Origin of the sequence: Paraburkholderia ginsengiterrae, from assembly GCF_001645125.1 — a bacterium.
Lineage (GTDB): Bacteria > Pseudomonadota > Gammaproteobacteria > Burkholderiales > Burkholderiaceae > Paraburkholderia > Paraburkholderia ginsengiterrae.
In genome coordinates this window covers 1-17,559 of record NZ_LXKA01000360.1, presented here as the reverse complement: position 1 = coordinate 17,559, position 17,559 = coordinate 1, and the positions used below count along the sequence as shown (strand labels likewise).

The 17,559-nt window shown below is 65.6% G+C and carries 14 protein-coding genes; 10 read left to right on the top strand and 4 right to left on the bottom strand.

What is annotated here, in order from left to right; translation table 11 throughout:
- Positions 1-97: 97 nt before the first annotated feature.
- The 5 genes from A6V37_RS32700 (at position 98) to A6V37_RS32680 (ending at position 4,003) form a co-directional block, all read left to right on the top strand.
- Positions 98-1,654, top strand: coding sequence for a protein adenylyltransferase SelO (locus A6V37_RS32700; protein ID WP_064270194.1), 1,557 nt, complete (start codon positions 98-100; stop codon positions 1,652-1,654).
- A 78-nt stretch (positions 1,655-1,732) separates the two neighbouring features.
- Positions 1,733-2,155 (top strand): peptide-methionine (R)-S-oxide reductase MsrB, encoded by a 423-nt coding sequence (gene msrB / locus A6V37_RS32695; RefSeq protein ID WP_064270193.1) that lies wholly within the window; start codon positions 1,733-1,735, stop codon positions 2,153-2,155.
- A 210-nt stretch (positions 2,156-2,365) separates the two neighbouring features.
- Positions 2,366-2,896 carry a septation protein A gene (locus A6V37_RS32690; RefSeq protein WP_064270192.1) on the top strand — a complete coding sequence of 177 codons (531 nt, stop codon included), beginning with the start codon at positions 2,366-2,368 and terminating at the stop codon, positions 2,894-2,896.
- Position 2,897: 1 nt separating this feature from the next.
- Positions 2,898-3,212, top strand: a complete 315-nt coding sequence (locus tag A6V37_RS32685) for a BolA family protein (RefSeq protein ID WP_064270191.1) — start codon at positions 2,898-2,900, stop codon at positions 3,210-3,212.
- An 11-nt stretch (positions 3,213-3,223) separates the two neighbouring features.
- Positions 3,224-4,003, top strand: a complete 780-nt coding sequence (locus A6V37_RS32680; RefSeq protein ID WP_064270190.1) for a peptidylprolyl isomerase — start codon at positions 3,224-3,226, stop codon at positions 4,001-4,003.
- Positions 4,004-4,161: 158 nt separating this feature from the next.
- Here the strand turns inward: A6V37_RS32680 and A6V37_RS32675 are convergent, their stop codons facing one another.
- The 3 genes from A6V37_RS32675 to purL form a co-directional block, all read right to left on the bottom strand.
- Entirely contained in the window at positions 4,162-5,454 is a 1,293-nt protein-coding gene (locus A6V37_RS32675; RefSeq protein ID WP_064286750.1) for a HipA domain-containing protein, read from the bottom strand.
- Entirely contained in the window at positions 5,444-5,701 is a 258-nt protein-coding gene (locus tag A6V37_RS32670) for a helix-turn-helix domain-containing protein (protein ID WP_064270211.1), read from the bottom strand. The genes A6V37_RS32675 and A6V37_RS32670 overlap by 11 nt, the downstream gene beginning before the upstream one ends.
- Before the next feature lie 247 nt (positions 5,702-5,948).
- Complete coding sequence (purL, locus tag A6V37_RS32665; protein ID WP_064286749.1) at positions 5,949-10,025, bottom strand: phosphoribosylformylglycinamidine synthase; 4,077 nt, start codon at positions 10,023-10,025, stop codon at positions 5,949-5,951.
- 362 nt (positions 10,026-10,387) lie between these two features.
- On the opposite strand from purL, the gene A6V37_RS32660 reads away from it, so the two are divergent.
- The 3 genes from A6V37_RS32660 to pgi all read left to right on the top strand — a co-directional run bounded on the left by A6V37_RS32660 (position 10,388) and on the right by pgi (position 15,411).
- Positions 10,388-11,695 carry an FAD-dependent oxidoreductase gene (locus A6V37_RS32660; protein ID WP_064270187.1) on the top strand — a complete coding sequence of 436 codons (1,308 nt, stop codon included), beginning with the start codon at positions 10,388-10,390 and terminating at the stop codon, positions 11,693-11,695.
- Positions 11,696-11,875: 180 nt separating this feature from the next.
- Positions 11,876-13,456, top strand: a complete 1,581-nt coding sequence (locus A6V37_RS32655; RefSeq protein WP_064286748.1) for a bifunctional ADP-dependent NAD(P)H-hydrate dehydratase/NAD(P)H-hydrate epimerase — start codon at positions 11,876-11,878, stop codon at positions 13,454-13,456.
- A gap of 332 nt (positions 13,457-13,788) precedes the next feature.
- Positions 13,789-15,411, top strand: coding sequence for a glucose-6-phosphate isomerase (gene pgi, locus A6V37_RS32650; protein ID WP_064270185.1), 1,623 nt, complete (start codon positions 13,789-13,791; stop codon positions 15,409-15,411).
- Between the two features lie 117 nt (positions 15,412-15,528).
- On the opposite strand, the gene A6V37_RS32645 is transcribed toward pgi, so the two are convergent.
- On the bottom strand, positions 15,529-16,215 hold the full coding sequence (locus A6V37_RS32645) for an ABC transporter ATP-binding protein (protein WP_064270184.1): 687 nt from the start codon (positions 16,213-16,215) through the stop codon (positions 15,529-15,531).
- A 28-nt stretch (positions 16,216-16,243) separates the two neighbouring features.
- Here A6V37_RS32645 and A6V37_RS32640 point away from each other — a divergent pair, with 28 nt between their 5' ends.
- Positions 16,244-16,930 (top strand): arylesterase, encoded by a 687-nt coding sequence (locus A6V37_RS32640; protein ID WP_208607905.1) that lies wholly within the window; start codon positions 16,244-16,246, stop codon positions 16,928-16,930.
- A 117-nt stretch (positions 16,931-17,047) separates the two neighbouring features.
- Entirely contained in the window at positions 17,048-17,389 is a 342-nt protein-coding gene (locus A6V37_RS32635; RefSeq protein ID WP_064286746.1) for a hypothetical protein, read from the top strand.
- The last annotated feature ends 170 nt before the right edge of the window (positions 17,390-17,559 follow it).

Here is a 17,559-nt window from a genome sequence, read left to right as displayed (position 1 = left end):
TTGCAGCCCGGGCCGGTACGCGAAAGGCATGATGCCGGCCGGCCAGCAGCGCCGCGGGCGCGGACTTACAATATCGGCTAAACCAGAGGCGCTCAATATGTCGTTTTCCCCAAGCATTGCAGGGTTATCCGAGCCGTTATCGGCTCTTTCCAACGCGCTGACCACCTTGCCGGAAAGCGCGTTTGCGCGTCTGGGCAGTGTCTTCATGACGCGGCTTCCGGCGGCGCCGTTGAGCGCCCCGTATGTGGTCGGCTTCTCCACGGAGACCGCCGCCCTGCTCGGTTTGCCCGCCGGCCTGCAGAACGATCCGGGCTTCGCCGAACTGTTCTCCGGCAACGCCACCCGTGAATGGCCCGCCGAAGCGTTGCCTTATGCGTCGGTGTACTCGGGGCATCAGTTCGGCGTCTGGGCCGGCCAGCTCGGCGACGGCCGCGCACTGGGCCTAGGCGAAGTCGAACACGCGGGCCAGCGCTTCGAGTTGCAGCTCAAGGGCGCGGGGCGCACGCCCTATTCGCGCATGGGCGACGGCCGCGCGGTGCTGCGTTCGTCGATCCGCGAGTATCTGTGTTCGGAGGCGATGCATCATCTCGGCATTCCCACCACGCGCGCGTTGTGCGTGATCGGCTCCGATCAGCCGGTGCGGCGCGAGGAAATCGAAACCGCCGCCGTGGTCACGCGCGTCTCGCCGAGCTTCGTGCGCTTCGGCCACTTCGAGCACTTCTATTCAAACGACCGTATCGACGCGCTGCGCACGCTCGCCGATCATGTGATCGAGCGGTTCTATCCGCATTGCCGCGAAGCCGACGATCCGTATCTCGCCCTGCTCAACGAAGCGGTGCTGTCCACCGCCGATCTGATGGTCGAGTGGCAGGCGGTCGGCTTCTGCCACGGCGTGATGAATACCGACAACATGTCGATCCTCGGCCTCACGATCGACTACGGTCCGTTTGGATTCATGGACGGCTTCGACGCCGGCTACATCTGCAATCACTCCGACTCTCAAGGCCGTTACGCGTACCGGATGCAACCGCAAATTGCGTACTGGAATCTCTTCTGCCTCGCCCAGGGGCTGCTGCCGCTGCTGGGCGAACAGCACGAGGAGAGCGTGCGCAGCGAGAAGGCGATCGAAGATGCGCAGCGCGTGCTGGGCGGTTTCAAGGACCGTTTCGCGCCGGCGCTGGAGCGGCGCATGCGCGCCAAGCTCGGCCTCGACACCGAGCGCGAAGGCGACGACGCTCTGGTGAATCGCCTGTTCGAGGTCATGCACGCCAATCGCGCGGACTTTACCCTGACCTTCCGCAATCTGGCGCGCATGTCGAAGCACGACGCAAGCGGCGACGCGCCGGTGCGCGACCTGTTTCTCGACCGCGCCGCCTTCGACGCATGGGCGAACGACTACCGCGCGCGGCTGTCTCAGGAAACACGCGACGACGCGACCCGCGCCATTGCAATGAACCGGGTGAACCCCAAATTCGTTCTTCGCAATCACCTGGCGGAAACGGCAATCCGCCGTGCGAAAGAGAAGGATTTTTCCGAAGTGGAACGACTGGCTGCCGTGCTGCGCCACCCGTTCGACGACCAGCCCGAGCACGAAGCGTATGCCGGGCTGCCGCCGGACTGGGCGAGCTCGCTGGAAGTGAGCTGCTCGTCGTGACACGCTAAAGCCGGACAACGAGCCCTACGACAAGCCCTACTACAAGCCCGACAGGAAGCACGAGACAAGGAATCGACCATGAACAACCCCGACGACCTCAACACCGGCGCCCCCGCCGTGCAGAAAGACGACGCCGAATGGCGCAAGCAGCTCTCCGAGATCGAATATCAGGTGACGCGCCACGCGGCCACCGAGCGGCCGTTCACGGGCCGCTACCACGACCACTGGGACCGCGGCATCTATGACTGCGTGTGTTGCGGCACCCCGCTGTTCGAATCGGACACCAAGTTCGACGCCGGCTGCGGCTGGCCGAGCTACTTCAAGCCGATCAACGGCGAAGTGATCGCCGAGAAAACCGACCGCTCGCACGGCATGCTGCGCATCGAGGTGCAATGCAAGAACTGCGGCGCGCATCTGGGCCATGTGTTCGAAGACGGACCGGCGCCAACCGGTCTGCGCTACTGCATCAATTCGGCTGCGTTACAATTCGAGCCCAAGTAACGCAGCGCGGCGTCCGGCGCGTTGCCGGCCGGCGCCTCTCGAACAGTCAGGCGCACGCGCCGGCCGCGGCATACGTCACCGGCTGGTCAATCCGACTCCGGCGCGGCAGTCCCGTTACGCGCGGCTTACATGGCTTCGCACTTAGCGGAATGGCCGCGCCCAACTGCGTCCCTCATTGTTCAAGCCACTCTCCGAATTCCCGACCAGATAATGAAATTCCTGTTCGATCTGTTCCCGATCATCCTGTTCTTCGTCGCCTTCAAGCTGTGGGGTATTTTCACGGCGACGGCAGTGGCGATCGTCGCCACGCTGGTACAGATCGCGTGGGTGGCCTTCCGCCACCGCAAGGTCGATCCGATGCTGTGGGTGAGCCTCGGCGTCGTCACCGTGTTCGGCGGCGCGACGCTCGTGCTGCACAACGACACGTTCATCAAGTGGAAACCGACCGTGCTCTACTGGGCGTTTTCGGTCGCGCTGATCATCTCGCAGCTGGCCTTCAACAAGAATCTGATCGAAGCGATGATGGGCAAGCAGATCACGCTGCCGCATGCGATCTGGGGCAAGCTGAACGTCGTCTGGGCGGTGTTCTTCGTGCTGCTCGGGCTCGTCAATCTGTTCGTCGCGTACCACTACACGACCGACCAGTGGGTCAATTTCAAGCTGTTCGGCGCGACCGGGTTCCTGGTGGTGTTTATCGTCGGACAGAGTTTGTGGCTGTCGAAGTACATGAAGGAAGAATGACATGACGAGCGACGCTTTCATGCACGCCACCACCGCCGAGCGTGCCGCGCTGATCGAGGCCCGCCTCACCGCCGCGCTCGCGCCGGTCGCCTCGATCCAGATCACCGACGACAGCGCGCAGCACGCGGGCCACGCCGGCGCCTCGGCCGGCGGTCATTTCAGTGTCACGATCGTGGCGGCCGCATTCGCCGGCAAGGCCCGCGTGGCGCGGCATCGCATGGTGTATGATGCGCTGGCCGATGCCATGCAGCGCGGCATTCATGCCCTTGCCATCACGGCGTATACGCCCGAAGAATTCGCTTTGTTGCCCCGCTAGGAAAATTTTCGATGACCTTGAAGAAAACCCACCTCTGGGTATTGCTGGCTGCATTTGCGGCCGCACCTGCATTCGCACAGAACATCGCCGTGGTGAACGGCACGCCGATCCCGAAGGCACGTGCCGATGCGCTGATCGACCAACTGGTTCATCAAGGCCAGCAAAATACGCCGCAACTGCAAATGGCCGTGCGTGAAGAACTGGTCAACCGCGAAATCCTGATGCAGGAAGCGCTGCGCCGCGGCCTGCCGAATCGTCCGGACATCAAGGCGCAAATCGCCGTCGCCCAGCAAACCGTCGTGCTGCGCGCGCTGATCGAAGACTTCGTGAAGAACAATCAGCCGACCGACGCCGAAGTCACCGCGCGTTACAACGCGCTGATCAAGGACGCGGGCGGCAAGGAATATCACCTGCACCACATCCTGGTCGACAACGAGCAACAGGCCAAAGACCTGATCGCGAAGATCAAGGCCGGCGCAAGCTTCGAAGATCTGGCCAAGCAATTCTCGAAGGACCCGGGATCGGGCAAGAACGGCGGCGACCTGGACTGGTCGGACCCGAAGGCTTACGTGCCTGAATTCGCGGACGCGGCCACGCATCTGCAGAAAGGCCAGATGACCGACACGCCGGTGCATACGCAGTTCGGCTGGCACATCATCCGCGTCGACGATGTGCGCAACATCACGCCGCCGCCGCTGGAGCAGGTGCGCCCGCAGATCGTGCAGCAGATCCAGCAGGAGAAGCTGCAGGCGTTCGAAGAAGGTCTGCGTAAAAACGCGAAGATTCAGTAAGCGGGTTTTTGCCGCTGGGAATCGGGCGAGCGCTTTAAACGGGCACGCTAATTCCAATTCGTTAGCGGCGTTCGAATCTGCACACAGCCCCGTTCAGTTCATGACTGAGCGGGGCTTTTTCATGTGGGCTTGAGATAGCGCGATGAAACCGCCGCGCTTCACTTGCGCAAGGCCGCGCGCATCTCCGTCAGCGGCATGGCGGCGATCGAATCGAGCAGCCGGATCTCGCCGGCATTCGGCCGGGCGATTTCGTCGACGGCGCGGCGGGTCTCCGACACGCGGGCGTCGAGCGTGGCCAGCATCTCATCCAGCAATTTTTCCGCGCCTTTGGGCGGCAGACTCAGCGCTTCGCCGAAGACCAGCATGTTCTTTCTGGAGATGTCCGCGAACTGCGTGGCGTCTCCTACGGGCATGGTCAGGTCGCAGCGCGGCCAACGGTCCTGCTGCTGCGGCTGGTAAGTCGGCGTGTGGTAGACGACCGTGCTGACCAGATCGTAGAACGGCGCGAGCATGTAGCCGCGTGGGCTGACGAAGAATGAGAGGTTCTTTAAATGCGAGTCCGCGTTGCCGATCAGCACGTTGAAGATCGCCCAGCGGAATACGTCGAGACGCGCCACGGCCCGCGTGCCGGTTTTTTCGATGGCCTCTCTGAGCACCTGCGCCGTTGCATTCCGATATTTGAAGCTGCGGTCGTAATTCAACAACTGCATGGCGTCGACGGTATGCAGGCGCCGAGCCGGCTCAGTGGACGTGTCACGGTCGAAGCGGTCGATCACGTAGCAGGCGGAGGGCACGCGCAAGAAGTGTGTCGGCGGTACGCGCACACCCATCGCTCGTGCCAGCCGCATGCAGAAAAATTCGTTGATCGCCGAGTGGGGATAGCCGGTGGTTCGCATGTCGGGCTTGAGCAGATGCATGGACGGCTCGCTGCCCACAGGCTCCAGCAATTCATAAGCCGGCGCCTCGCCTCGCAAGGTCAGCAGCAGTTTCTGCTGGGCACCGGCCGCGGACATGCGCTTGGGCGCCGAGGCCGAAAGCGCGTGCTGCGGCATGGCCTGAATGCGCGCTTCGAGCTTCGCGCACGACAAAGGTTGCAGGCCGCCGGGCACCTCCTGTTCATTCTCGGCGAGAAGCGTCAAGGCGCCGGCCGACTCCCGGCCATAGTAAGCAAGCAGGCCCCACGCGTCGCTGGCATTGACCTGGGCCGCGCGCGCCAGCGCCGTGCGCATCTCCTCTTCGGGCAAGAGGTTGTCGAAGAACCATTGCACCGGCCGCTGGCTCGAACCGTCGATGTACGGCTCGGCATTCAGCGGAAAAGCGGGTGACAGCGCAAACGCGTCCTCGCGACCCAGCCAGTCCTTGTCGTAGGTAAATGACCAGATGCCGTTTTCATCGCTTACGGTGCCCACGCGCCGGCCGTTCGCGTAGGCCACCAGCGTTCTAGCGGCCATGAGTTGTCCGCCGGCGTTGCGCCGCCTTGGTGGCCACGTCGGAAGGGATGTCGACGGAGACCTGCGCCCTGAGGGTAATGCCCAGCTCACTGAGGAGGTGCAGCACCTTGCCGATCTGGGCCGTCGACTTGCCTGCCTCGATATGCGTGATGAACTTGGGCGACAGGCCCGTGGCGATCGCGAGTTCGTCGCGCGTCAGCCCTTGTGCGAGCCGAGATGCCCGCACCAGATCGCCCAACTCCGTCATGTTTTCGATGAAAACGTTGGATGCCTGCACGCCCGCTCCTCGTCCCGTTCGTACCCGATCGGGAACATTATGCCACGGGAGATACGTGCGAACCTGTTTTCGTACCCGTCCGGGTACGAAACAACTCACTTGATGTTCATTCAGCCCACTTCGTACCCGCTCAGGTACGAAGTGGGCTCGAAGTGAGCCAATTGCAGTGTGCCGGCGTATTACGTACCCGAGCGGATACGGATGACGCGTTACGGCCTCAGCCCAGCCAGCGGCGGGCGTTCTGGAACACGCGCATCCACGGGCTCGCGTCCGTGGCGCCCTCGCCCCAGCCTTCCGGATGCCAGCTCATCTGGACCGCACGATGCACGCGCTCGGTGTGCGGCATCAGCACGGTGAAACGGCCGTCGGGTGTCGTGACCGACGTGATGCCGTTCGGCGAGCCATTCGGGTTGAACGGATACTGCTCGGTCGCCGCGCCACGGTGATCGACATAACGCATCGCCACCGCCACCTTCGACATATCGCCTTGCTGTGAGAAGTCCGCGTAGCCTTCGCCGTGCGCGACCGCCACCGGAATGCGCGAGCCTTCCATGCCGTTGAAGAAGATCGACGGCGAGGCCTGCACTTCGACCAGCGAGAAACGCGCCTCGAATTTCTCCGACTTGTTGCGCGTGAACTTCGGCCAGGCTTCGGCGCCCGGAATCATCGAGGCGAGGCTGCTCATCATCTGGCAGCCGTTGCAGATGCCGAGCGCGAACGTGTCGTCACGGCCGAAGAACGCGGCGAACATGTCAGCCAGTTGCGAGTTGAAGCGAATCGCCTTCGCCCACCCTTCGCCGGCGCCCAGCGTGTCGCCGTACGAGAAACCGCCGCACGCCACCGCACCGGCGAAGTCCGCCAGATTGGCGCGGCCTGCCAGCAGGTCGCTCATGTGCACGTCGTGCGCGTCGAAACCGGCGCGGTCGAACGCGTAAGCCGTTTCGAGGTGCGAGTTCACGCCCTGCTCGCGCAAGACCGCCACGCGCGGACGCGCGCCCTTCGCCACGAACGGCGCGGCGATGTCTTCAGCCGGATCGAAGCTCAGCACCGGCGTGATGCCCGGGTCCGCGGCGTCGGACAGCGCCTCGTATTCAGCGTCGGCGCAAGCGGGGTTGTCGCGCAGACGCGAAATGCGCCAACTCACTTCGCTCCACGTGCGATGCAGTTCGGCACGCGGCGCTTCGTAAATCTTCTTGGCGTCGCGATAGATTTCGATCGTGTCGCGCTCGTTGAGCTTGCCGATCACGTGTGAGCACGCCGACAGGCCATGCTCACGCAACGCGCCCAGCACCGCGTCGCGGTCCGCGGCGCGCACCTGCACCACCGCGCCGAGTTCCTCGGTAAAGAGCGCGCGGATCGTGCGGTCTTCGCGGCGGCCGCTGGTCTGCTTGGCCCAGTCTTTGGCGTCGCCGTAATCGGATTCGTGATTCGGATCGAGCACCAGCATGTCGACGTTCAGCGACACGCCGACGTGACCGGCAAACGCCATTTCGCACACCGTCGCCCACAGGCCGCCGTCGGAGCGGTCGTGGTACGCGAGCAGCTTGCCGTCATGGTTCAGCGCCTGGATCGCGGCGAAGAAGCGCTTCAGATCTTCCGGATCGTCCACGTCCGGCACCGTGTCGCCAACCTGCTGAGTCACCTGCGCGAGAATGCTGCCGCCGAGGCGATGCTTGCCACGGCCGAGGTCGATTGCGATCAGCACGGACTCGCCCGCGCTGCGCAGTTGCGGCGTGAGGTGGCGGCGCACGTCTTCCACCGGCGCGAACGCCGAAATGATCAGCGAGACCGGCGCGACCACTTCCTTCGCCACGCCGCGGTCTTCCCACTTGGTGCGCATGGACAGCGAATCCTTGCCGACCGGAATGCTGATGCCGAGCGCCGGGCACAGCTCCATGCCGATCGCCTTGACCGTGTCGTACAGCGCGGCGTCTTCACCCGCTGCGCCGCACGCGGCCATCCAGTTCGCCGACAGCTTGAGCTTGTCGAGCGACGCGATCGGCGCGGCCGCGATGTTCGTGACCGCCTCGCCGACGGCCATGCGGCCCGAGGCCGGCGCGTCGATCACGGCAAGCGGCGTGCGCTCGGCCATGGTCATGGCTTCGCCGCGGAAGCCCGCGTAGTCCATGGTGGTGATGGCGACGTCCGCCACCGGCACCTGCCACGGGCCGACCATCTGGTCGCGCGCGGTCGTGCCGCCCACCGAGCGGTCGCCGATGGTGATCAGGAACGACTTGCTCGCCACCGTCGGGTGACGCAGCACGCTCGCCGCGACGTCCGCCAACGCGATGCCCGTGACATCCACCGGCTCGAGCTTGCGCTCGACGCGCTGCACGTCGCGATGCATGCGCGGCGCCTTGCCAAGCAGCACTTCCATCGGCATGTCGACCGGTTCGTGCGCGGTGTCGTCGTTGCGTTCGGAATCGATCAGCTTGAGCTGACGCTCGGCGGTGGCCGTGCCGATCACCGCGAACGGGCAGCGCTCGCGCTCGCACATGGCCTGGAAGGCCGGCAGATCGGCCGGCGCGATTGCCAGCACGTAGCGCTCCTGCGCTTCATTCGACCAGATTTCACGCGGCGACAGCCCGCTTTCTTCGAGCTGGATCTTGCGCAGATCGAACAGCGCACCCTTGCCCGCGCCGTCGACCACTTCGGGGAACGCGTTCGACAGGCCGCCCGCACCGACGTCGTGAATGCTCAGAATCGGGTTCTTCTCGCCCAGCTGCCAGCACGCGTTGATGACTTCCTGCGCACGGCGCTCGATTTCCGGGTTGCCGCGCTGGACCGAGTCGAAGTCGAGTTCAGCGGTGTTGGTGCCGGTGGCCATGGAGCTCGCCGCGCCGCCGCCCATGCCGATGCGCATGCCCGGCCCGCCGATCTGGATCAGCAGCGACCCTTCCGGCAGGTCGTGCTTATGCGTGTGCTGGTCCGAAATATTGCCGATGCCGCCGGCGATCATGATCGGCTTGTGATAGCCGCGCACCAGACCCGCCACGTTCTGCTCGTAAGCGCGGAAATAGCCGCCCAGATTCGGCCGGCCGAATTCGTTGTTGAACGCGGCGCCGCCGAGCGGGCCGTCGATCATGATCTGCAGCGACGACGCGATGCGGTCGGGGCGGCCGTACGCTTCGTGCTTGTCATCCGGATTGCGGTGCGCGAGCGGCTGCGCGGCGTCGCGCGCGTTTTCCCAGGCCTCGACACCGTCCGGCAACTCCAGATTCGACACCGTGAAGCCAGCCAGACCGGCCTTCGGACGCGCGCCGCGGCCCGTCGCGCCTTCGTCGCGGATTTCGCCGCCGGCGCCGGTCGAGGCACCTGGGAACGGCGAGATCGCGGTCGGGTGGTTGTGCGTTTCCACCTTCATCAAGGTGTGGGTGAGCTCGGTGCTGCGGCGGTAGTGTTCCGCCGGCTCGCCGGCGCCCTGCTCGGCCGCCGCGCGCGGGAACCAGCGCTCGGCCATGCCGCCCGCCATGATCGCCGAGTTGTCCGAGTAAGCGACGATCGTTCCTTGCGGGTTCAGCTTCTCGGTATTGCGGATCATGTTGAACAGCGAGATGTCCTGCTTCTCGCCGTCGATGGTCCATTCCGCGTTGAAAATCTTGTGGCGGCAGTGCTCGCTGTTGGCCTGCGCGAACATCATCAGCTCGACGTCGGTCGGGTTGCGGCCGAGCTTCGTGAAAGCGTCGACCAGGTAGTCGATTTCGTCGTCGGCGAGCGCGAGGCCGAGTTCGGTGTTGGCGGTTTCCAGCGCGCCGCGGCCGTGGCCGAGCACGTCGACGGTTTGCAGCGGCTTGGCCGGCAGTTCGTCGAACAGGTGCATGGCGTGGTCGCGCGAACTCGACACGCTTTCGGTCATGCGATCGTGCAGCGCCGCCGCGACGGCCACGCGGGCTTCGTCGGAGAGCGCCTTCTTGCCGCCCAGCAGGCCGCTTTTCAGCGTGACCGTGTACTCGACGCCCCGCTCGATGCGGCGCACCTGCGTGAGCCCGCACAGATGCGCGATATCCGTTGCCTTGCTGGCCCACGGCGACACCGTGCCAAAGCGCGGCACCACGAGGAAGGTTTCGACCGTACCGCGCTCCTTGACTTCTTCGAACGGATCGCCGTAGTGCATCAGCGCCTCGATCTTCGCGTTGTCTTCAGCGGACAGCGGCGTCTGGGCGTTGACGAAGTGCAGGTACTGTCCGCGCACGCCGGTGATGTTCGGGTCGATGCGCGTAAGCGTTTCGAGCAGGCGGGTTTGACGGAAATCGGAGAGGGCCGAAGCGCCGGGGAAACACGAGAAGTGGGCCATGGACTTGACGTTGCGTCGCGATGAGTGATGCCGATGAGTCGCGCGTGCAGGCGACGTGAGGCGGAAAATAAGTCCGGGATTATACCCCGGGAACAGCCTTCCAACGGCCTTCGCCGTGCGCTTCGGGCAAGGTTTCGGTGGGACTCAGGCCAGGCGCGGGTCCGGCTTCGGCATTGACGCGAAGCGCACCGGGGAGCGCCGTCCGCATGGCCGAGCCACCGGTTTGACTGCTATCATTCGCCCTTTCACCAGATCGGCGCGCGCGGCCTGGCCTTGCCGGGCCTTGTCCCGGCAGCACGCCGCATGTCACGCCCAATGGGAACGCGCCGGTTCGGCGCCCCGTCGGCAAATCGAATCAGAACATGGATGTCATCGTCATCGGCGGCGGGATTGCGGGCGTCGCCACCGCTTATCAACTGCGCGCGGCCGGCCACCGGGTATGCGTCGTCGAGCGCCACGCCACGGTTGCGCAAGGCGCGACCTATGGCCACGGCGGCACCGTCCTGCCGACCCCGCTGGACGTCTGGTTCGGCCCGACTTTCATGGCGAGCCGCCAGAACGCCAAAAATGGCGTCATCAATAAAGCCGGCTTTAACGGGCCCGCGCGCCAGTTCGTCAAACAGCTCGCGGCACTGCAGGACCCGAACGAGTTCGGCCACCAATACGGACTGCTGCGCCCGCTCATCGAGCTGTCGCGCGAAACGATGGCCGACGTGGAATCACGCTTCGGGCTGGAATTCGAACAGACGAGCGGCCTGCTCTACCTGGTCCGCTCCCCTCAGGAATGGGAGCTGCTGCGGCCCGCCATCGGTCTGTTGCGCCTGCATGAAGTGCCGCACCACGAACTCACGCCCGCCGAATGCGCGGCGTTCGAGCATTCCGTGCGCACCGAGCCTGAATTCGCCGGCGGCGTGCTGTTCGACCAGGAGCGCACGGCCAATGCGCCGCTGTTCGCCAAACTGATCAAGCAGGCTCTCGATACGCAGGGCGGCGTGCAATTCATGCAGGGCTGCGAGGTCTCCGCGATCCGTCTCGACGGGCAGCGCGCGTCGGTGGAGCTGGCGCCGCGTCCGGGCGCCGGTTCCACGACGGCGCGCTCGCGCGAAGTCGATGTGGTTCACGCCGACGCGGTGGTCGTGGCCGCCGGCCATGGCAGCCTGCCCCTGCTCGAGCGTCTCGGCTTGCGGCTGCCGCTGCACCCGCTGCGCCTGCATACGCTGGTCGCGCCGATCGCGCATGAGGAATGCGCGCCGCATGTGGCGATCGTGGATGCGGTCAAGCGGATCGCGATCAGCCGCATGAATCACCGGCTGCGGATTGCGGGCGGCGCGGTCCTGCAAAGCGCCGGCCAAGTCGACAAACCACTGGGCGAAGCGGTAACGAAGGAAGCGCTCGCGCTGCTCGGCCAGGCCACGCACGACTGGATTCCGGGCGCCGCGCGTATTTCGGCGGCACTGTCGTGGGAAGGCGTCAAGCTGCTTTCGCCGGACGGCTTGCCGGTGGTCGGCAACGCGCTGCATCCGCGCCTGTTCGTCAACGCCGGCCACGGCCCGGCGGGCTGGGGCCTTGCCTGCGGGTCGGCCAAACTGATCGCCGATCTGGTGTCGGGCGCGACGCCGGATGTCCCCGCGGACACGCTGGCCGCGCTGCGCCCGGAGCGCTTCCGGTAAACGGCAGACCCGGGCAGACCCGGGCAGGCCCGCGCGCGAGCGGGCCGCAACAGACCTTAACAGGCGCCCGCCCGGCGCCTATCGGCACTAACATAGCGATTCCAGAAGCCATCTCACCTGGCCATCGACGAACACCGGACGAATACCCGGCGAACGCCCGATGACCCGCCAGGTCTCGCCATGACCGACGCCGACCACACGCTGCCGACCCTCATCAGCCCGCACAACCGGGCACTGCCGTTACTCACGCTCACCGACCTGCGCATCGCGGAATCGCAGGCGGCAGCCGCCTTGCCGAAGCACACGCTGATGGGCCGCGCCGGAAAGTCCGCGGCGAGCTTCCTGCTGGAGCAGATCACCCGCGACACCTCGATCGAAAGAAAACGGCAGAAGGTGTGGCTCATCGCCGGCCCGGGCAACAACGGCGGCGACGCGCTGATCCTCGCAACAGAACTGCACCAGGCCGGCATTGCCCTCGAACTGTGCATGCCGCTCGACGTGAAGCCGGACGACGCGCGCTGGGCTCTGGAGACGGCCCGCGCCGCGGGCGTGCCCATCACCGCGGCACTGCCCGCCTCGCTCGACGCCTACACCTGGCTGGTGGACGGCATGTTCGGCATCGGCCTCACGCGTCCGCTCGAAGGCGTCTTCGCGGCCATCGCCCGGCGGCTCTCGCAACGCGCGATGGCCCGGCCGCGCCAGGGCGGCGTGCTGGCGCTCGACATCCCCAGCGGTCTCGACAGCGACACCGGCACGATCGTCGGCAACGGCGAGGGTGGCGCGGTCCATGCCACCCACACGATCACTTTTATCGGCGCCAAGCCGGGCCTTTTCACCGCGCAAGGCCGCGACCTCGCCGGTGCCGTCACCGTCGCGCCCATCGGCGTCGACACGGCCAGCCGGACGGCGGTGCAGCTCAACGCGCCCGAACTCTTTGCCGACTTCCTGCCGCCGCGCGATTTCGCGACCAACAAGGGCAGTTTCGGCAGCCTTGCCGTGGTCGGCGGCGACACCGGCATGTGCGGCGCGCCGATCCTCGCCGCGCGCGCGGCGCTCTTTAGCGGCGCTGGCAAGGTGCACGTCGCGCTGCTGGGCGCGGGCGCCCCGCCCTACGATCCGCCGCATCCCGAACTGATGCTGCATGACATCGGCGAACTGCCGCTCGACAGGATGGACGCGCTTGCGATCGGCTGCGGCATGGGGCAGCGCGAGCGCGCGAGCCATGTCATGCGCGACGTGCTGCAACTCGACGTGCCCAAGCTGTTCGACGCAGATGCGCTCAACCTGATCGCCACCGACCCCGCGCTCGCCACCGCCGTCACCGCGCGCGGCGTGCAAGGCGACCCGTGCATCCTCACACCGCATCCGCTCGAAGCCGCGCGCCTTGCCGGCACCGACGCGCCGGGCGTGCAGCGCGACCGGCTCACCGCGGCGCGCGCGCTGGCCGCGCGCTTTGCCAGCGTGGTGGTGCTCAAAGGCAGCGGCACGATCATCGCGGCCCCGGACGGCCGCCTCGCGGTCAATCCGACCGGCAACGCCGCGCTCGCCACGGGCGGCACCGGCGATGTGCTCGGCGGCATCATCGGGGCCCTGCTCGCGCAGCGTCTGCCGCGCTACGAAGCGGCGCTGGCGGGCGTGTATCTGCATGGCCTCGCCGCCGATACGCTGAGCGCCCAAGGCCACGGTCTGGCCGGGCTGACGGCGGGCGAACTGGCGCCGATGGTGCGAACCTTGCTCAACCGCCTGTTCTATCCGGCCTAGCCGGCGGCCCGCGCCAGATGCGCTCCATCTCAAGCCGCGGCAGGGAGCGGCCAGGAAGCGGCCAGGCGCTGTTACCTGTCACCTAAGGCCGCTATACTGGCTAACCGCGCTCACTGATCGAGTTGACTGATCGTGTTATCCGGGTGAGCGCATAAACCGGGCGCGCTAACCGAACGCGCCGCGCATCGGGTCTATCGCGGGTTGCGGCGCAGTGGCGCCGCGCCCCGAGGCGAACCCGGACGCGCGGCAACGCGCCAACCGTATCGCTGCATCATCCCCGGCCGCGTGTCACGCGCGCGCCTTTCTTCGTGCCCCCTGGTTAGACGGACGCTATGACCCAGAACTCGCTCCCCTCCTGGTCCTCGCTGCAAACGCATTACGAGCAGATTCGCGATGCGCACCTGCGCGACTGGTTCGCCCCCGAGAACGATCCCGCCCCTACCCGTGCCGAGCGCTTTGCATTCGCGGGCGGCGGTCTCGCGGCCGACTTCTCGAAGAACCGCATCACCGACGAAACCCTCAAGCTGCTCGTGCAACTCGCCCGTGAAGCCGGCGTCGAGAAGCGCCGCGACGCGATGTTCGCGGGCCAAGTCGTCAACCCGACCGAAGGCCGCGCCGCGCTGCACACCGCCCTGCGCGCCACCGATCCGAAAGCGCCGTTCCACGCCGAGGTGCAGGCGGAGCGCGCGAAAATGGCTGCGTTCGCCGACCAGGTCCGCAGCGGCGCATGGACCGGCTACACCGGCAAGCGGATCCGCCATATCGTGAACATCGGCATCGGCGGCTCGGACCTCGGGCCGAAGATGGTCGTGCACGCGCTGCACCACCTGGCCACGCCGGAGATCGCCACGCACTTCGTGTCGAACGTCGACGGCGCCGATCTGTACAACGTGATGCAGCAGATCGATCCCGAAGAGACGCTCGCGATCATCGTCTCCAAGACCTTCACCACGCTCGAAACCATGACCAACGCGCGCTCGCTGCGCGACTGGTTCGTCGCGAAGGGTTGCCCGGAAAGCGCGCTGGCGAAGCACTTCGTCGGCGTGTCAGCCAATCCCGCGGAAGTGGTCAAGTTCGGCATCGCCAAAGAGAACGTGTTCGAGATGTGGGACTGGGTCGGCGGACGCTACTCGCTGTGGTCGGCGGTGGGGCTGTCGATCATGATCGCGGTCGGCCCGCATAATTTCGACGAGCTGCTGGCCGGTGCCAACGAGATGGACCAGCATTTCCGCGACGCGCCGCTCGAGAAGAACCTGCTCGTGCTGCTCGGCATGCTCGGCATCTGGTATCGCAACTTCTTCGGCTCGCAAAGCTATCTGGTCGCGCCGTATTCGGAAGCGCTGCATTTCCTGCCCTCGTATCTGCAACAGCTCGAGATGGAGAGCAATGGCAAATCCGCGCGTCTGGACGGCGCCACGGTCGACTACCCGACCTCCGCGGTCACGTGGGGCGAGCCGGGCACCAACGGCCAGCACGCGTTCTTCCAGATGCTGCACCAGGGCCCGACGATCGTGCCGATCGATTTCGTTGCGGTGCTCACGCCGGAGCATCCGCTCGCGAGCCATCATCCGAAACTGCTCGCCAACTGCTTCGCGCAGAGCGAGGCGCTGATGCTCGGCCGCACGCTGGAAGAGGCAAAAAAAGTGGCCGGCGCGGACAAGCCGGAACTGGCGCCGCACCTCGTGTTTCCGGGCAATCGCCCGACCACCACGCTGCTGGTCGACGCGCTCACCGCGCGCACGCTCGGCGCGTTGATCGCGATGTACGAGCACAAGGTGCTGGTGCAGGCGTCGGTGTGGAACATCAATCCGTTCGATCAGTGGGGCGTCGAGCTGGGCAAGATTCTCGGCAAGGTGGTCGAGGCCGACCTGACGGCACCGAGCGTCGATGAGAAGAAGCACGATTCGTCGACGTCGGCTTTGATCGCGCGGGCGCGGGCGGCGTTGAAGAAGTAAGGGAACGTGGCGGCGCAGTAGTTCGCGCCGCCAGTGGACTGTTGCCGGAACGACGAAGCGGGCCCTTGCGGCCCGCTTTGTTTTTTAATCCATCTCCTTTCCGTGCTAAAGACTCGTTCAGGCGAGCCGCCCCGCCTCGATCGTCACGGTCGTATCGCAGCGGCGCGCGAGTTCGACGTCATGCGTGACGAGCACCAGCGTGGCGCCGTTCGCACGGTTCATCTCGAACATCAGATCGATCACCGCATGGCCGGTAGCGGCATCGAGACTGCCGGTCGGCTCGTCGGCGAAGAGAATGGCCGGGTGCGTGACGAAGGCGCGTGCCAGCGCCACACGCTGCTGTTCGCCGCCCGACAGCAGCTTGGGATAGTGGCCGGTGCGCTTGCCGAGCCCCACCTGTTCGAGCAGACGCCGCGCACGCGCCGCGGCCTCGCGCGTGCCGATGCCGCCTTGCAGTTCCAGCGGCAGAGTGACGTTTTCGAGCGCGGTCAGGTGCGGCATCAGTTGAAACGACTGGAACACGAAACCGACCGCGCCGCTGCGTAACGCGGCCCGCTCGTCTTCGCTCAGTTCCGTGAGTTCGCGGCCCAGCAGCCGAACCGAGCCCGCGCTGGCACTGTCCAATCCTGCGAGCAAGCCAAGCAGCGTAGACTTGCCCGACCCGGATGCACCGACGATCGCCACACTGCTGCCGGCATCGATAGCAAGATCGATCTCGTCGAGAATCGTCAGTTCGCCCGTTGCATCCTTAACCTTCTTGCACAAACCCCGCACTTCGATGACTGGATCAGTTTTGTTTAGCATGGTGAAGCGTAGGTTGAAAGTGCGTGCCATGACGCCCCGGGTTACGGCACTGAAAACGGCGCTCGGCGTTGCCGTGGTGGCCGCCGCCCTGCTTTCGGCGAGCGTCACGGCGCGCGCCGCTAATGCCCCCGGACCCGCCCAGGAACCCGCCAGGCCGGTGATCGTCGTGCTCGGCGACAGCATCTCCGCCGAATACGGCCTGCCCCGCGACACCGGCTGGGTTGCCTTGATGCGCCAGCGCCTCACCGACGAGCGAATCGATTATAGCGTCGCCAACGCAAGCATCAGCGGCGACACCACGAGCGGCGGACGCGCTCGCCTGCCGGCGCTCATGCAGCGCTTAAAGCCCAGCATCGTGATCGTCGAGCTCGGCGCCAACGATGCTCTACGGGGCGTGCCGCTCTCCACCACCGAAGACAACCTGCGCACGATCATCGAGCAGGCGCAACAGGGTCACGCGAAGGTCGTGCTGGTCGGCATGTACGTGCCGCCTAATTACGGCCCGGACTACACGCAAAAGTTCCACGGCCTGTACGGCGAGCTGTCGAAGGAACTGCGCGTGCCGCTCGTGCCGTTTCTGCTCGCCGGCATCGCCGACAAACCCGACATGTTCCAGGCCGATCAGATTCATCCGACCCAGCAGGCACAGCCCGTGCTCCTCAACAACGTGTGGCCCGCCGTCAAGCCACTCCTTCGCACAAGTTCGCCGCGCTGATAAAGGCTGCTAACAACTTGTTTCAGAACTGCGGGAACGTGGGTCGGAGAGTGTTATCTGACACTTTCGCAATCCGCGTAACTCGGCTCGATTTTGAGCGACTTTTGAGGAGATGACGTGAAATATCTACCGTTAATCGCATTGACCGTGGCAATTTCCGCCTATGCCGCTCAACCACCCGCTGGCGTTCAATCCGTCGGCCAAAGCCAGCAAGCGCCCAAGGCCGTTGCCACCTGCATTGCGCAGAAATGGGCAGACGGCACGCAGCAACAGGTCGTGTCCCAGGACATCATGGCCAACGATCAGGCTATGGATGTCTACGTCCCCGGTCAACAGCCGCCTAACGGTGCTGCCGCCGTGGTGCGGCCCTCACCCAGCGGCAAGGGTACGTGGGTCGGCTTTCGCGCCGGTGGCGGCGCGGGCAGCGACGCCACCAGTGCAATCAGCGCCTGCCTGTAACGCGCCGCAGGCCATGGTTTGACGAGCTGGACTCGTCGAATGAAAAATCTATGGTCAGCCCGATTTTTGCAAGCGAGGCGGTGTTGGCATAAAGTGGACTTGCTCGAATCTATCCGGGGTCGTGGATGGGAAAGATCCCGCCCCATGATGAGAGCTGCGCCGGGCAAACC

Bases quoted from the DNA above. Each gene is read 5' to 3' on its own strand.
- A6V37_RS32700 (WP_064270194.1), top strand. From the start codon at position 98: ATGTCGTTTTCCCCAAGCATTGCAGGGTTATCCGAGCCGTTATCGGCT.
- msrB (WP_064270193.1), top strand. From the start codon at position 1,733: ATGAACAACCCCGACGACCTCAACACCGGCGCCCCCGCCGTGCAGAAA.
- A6V37_RS32690 (WP_064270192.1), top strand. From the start codon at position 2,366: ATGAAATTCCTGTTCGATCTGTTCCCGATCATCCTGTTCTTCGTCGCC.
- A6V37_RS32685 (WP_064270191.1), top strand. From the start codon at position 2,898: ATGACGAGCGACGCTTTCATGCACGCCACCACCGCCGAGCGTGCCGCG.
- A6V37_RS32680 (WP_064270190.1), top strand. From the start codon at position 3,224: ATGACCTTGAAGAAAACCCACCTCTGGGTATTGCTGGCTGCATTTGCG.
- A6V37_RS32675 (WP_064286750.1), bottom strand. From the start codon at position 5,454: ATGGCCGCTAGAACGCTGGTGGCCTACGCGAACGGCCGGCGCGTGGGC.
- A6V37_RS32670 (WP_064270211.1), bottom strand. From the start codon at position 5,701: ATGACGGAGTTGGGCGATCTGGTGCGGGCATCTCGGCTCGCACAAGGG.
- purL (WP_064286749.1), bottom strand. From the start codon at position 10,025: ATGGCCCACTTCTCGTGTTTCCCCGGCGCTTCGGCCCTCTCCGATTTC.
- A6V37_RS32660 (WP_064270187.1), top strand. From the start codon at position 10,388: ATGGATGTCATCGTCATCGGCGGCGGGATTGCGGGCGTCGCCACCGCT.
- A6V37_RS32655 (WP_064286748.1), top strand. From the start codon at position 11,876: ATGACCGACGCCGACCACACGCTGCCGACCCTCATCAGCCCGCACAAC.
- pgi (WP_064270185.1), top strand. From the start codon at position 13,789: ATGACCCAGAACTCGCTCCCCTCCTGGTCCTCGCTGCAAACGCATTAC.
- A6V37_RS32645 (WP_064270184.1), bottom strand. From the start codon at position 16,215: ATGCTAAACAAAACTGATCCAGTCATCGAAGTGCGGGGTTTGTGCAAG.
- A6V37_RS32640 (WP_208607905.1), top strand. From the start codon at position 16,244: ATGACGCCCCGGGTTACGGCACTGAAAACGGCGCTCGGCGTTGCCGTG.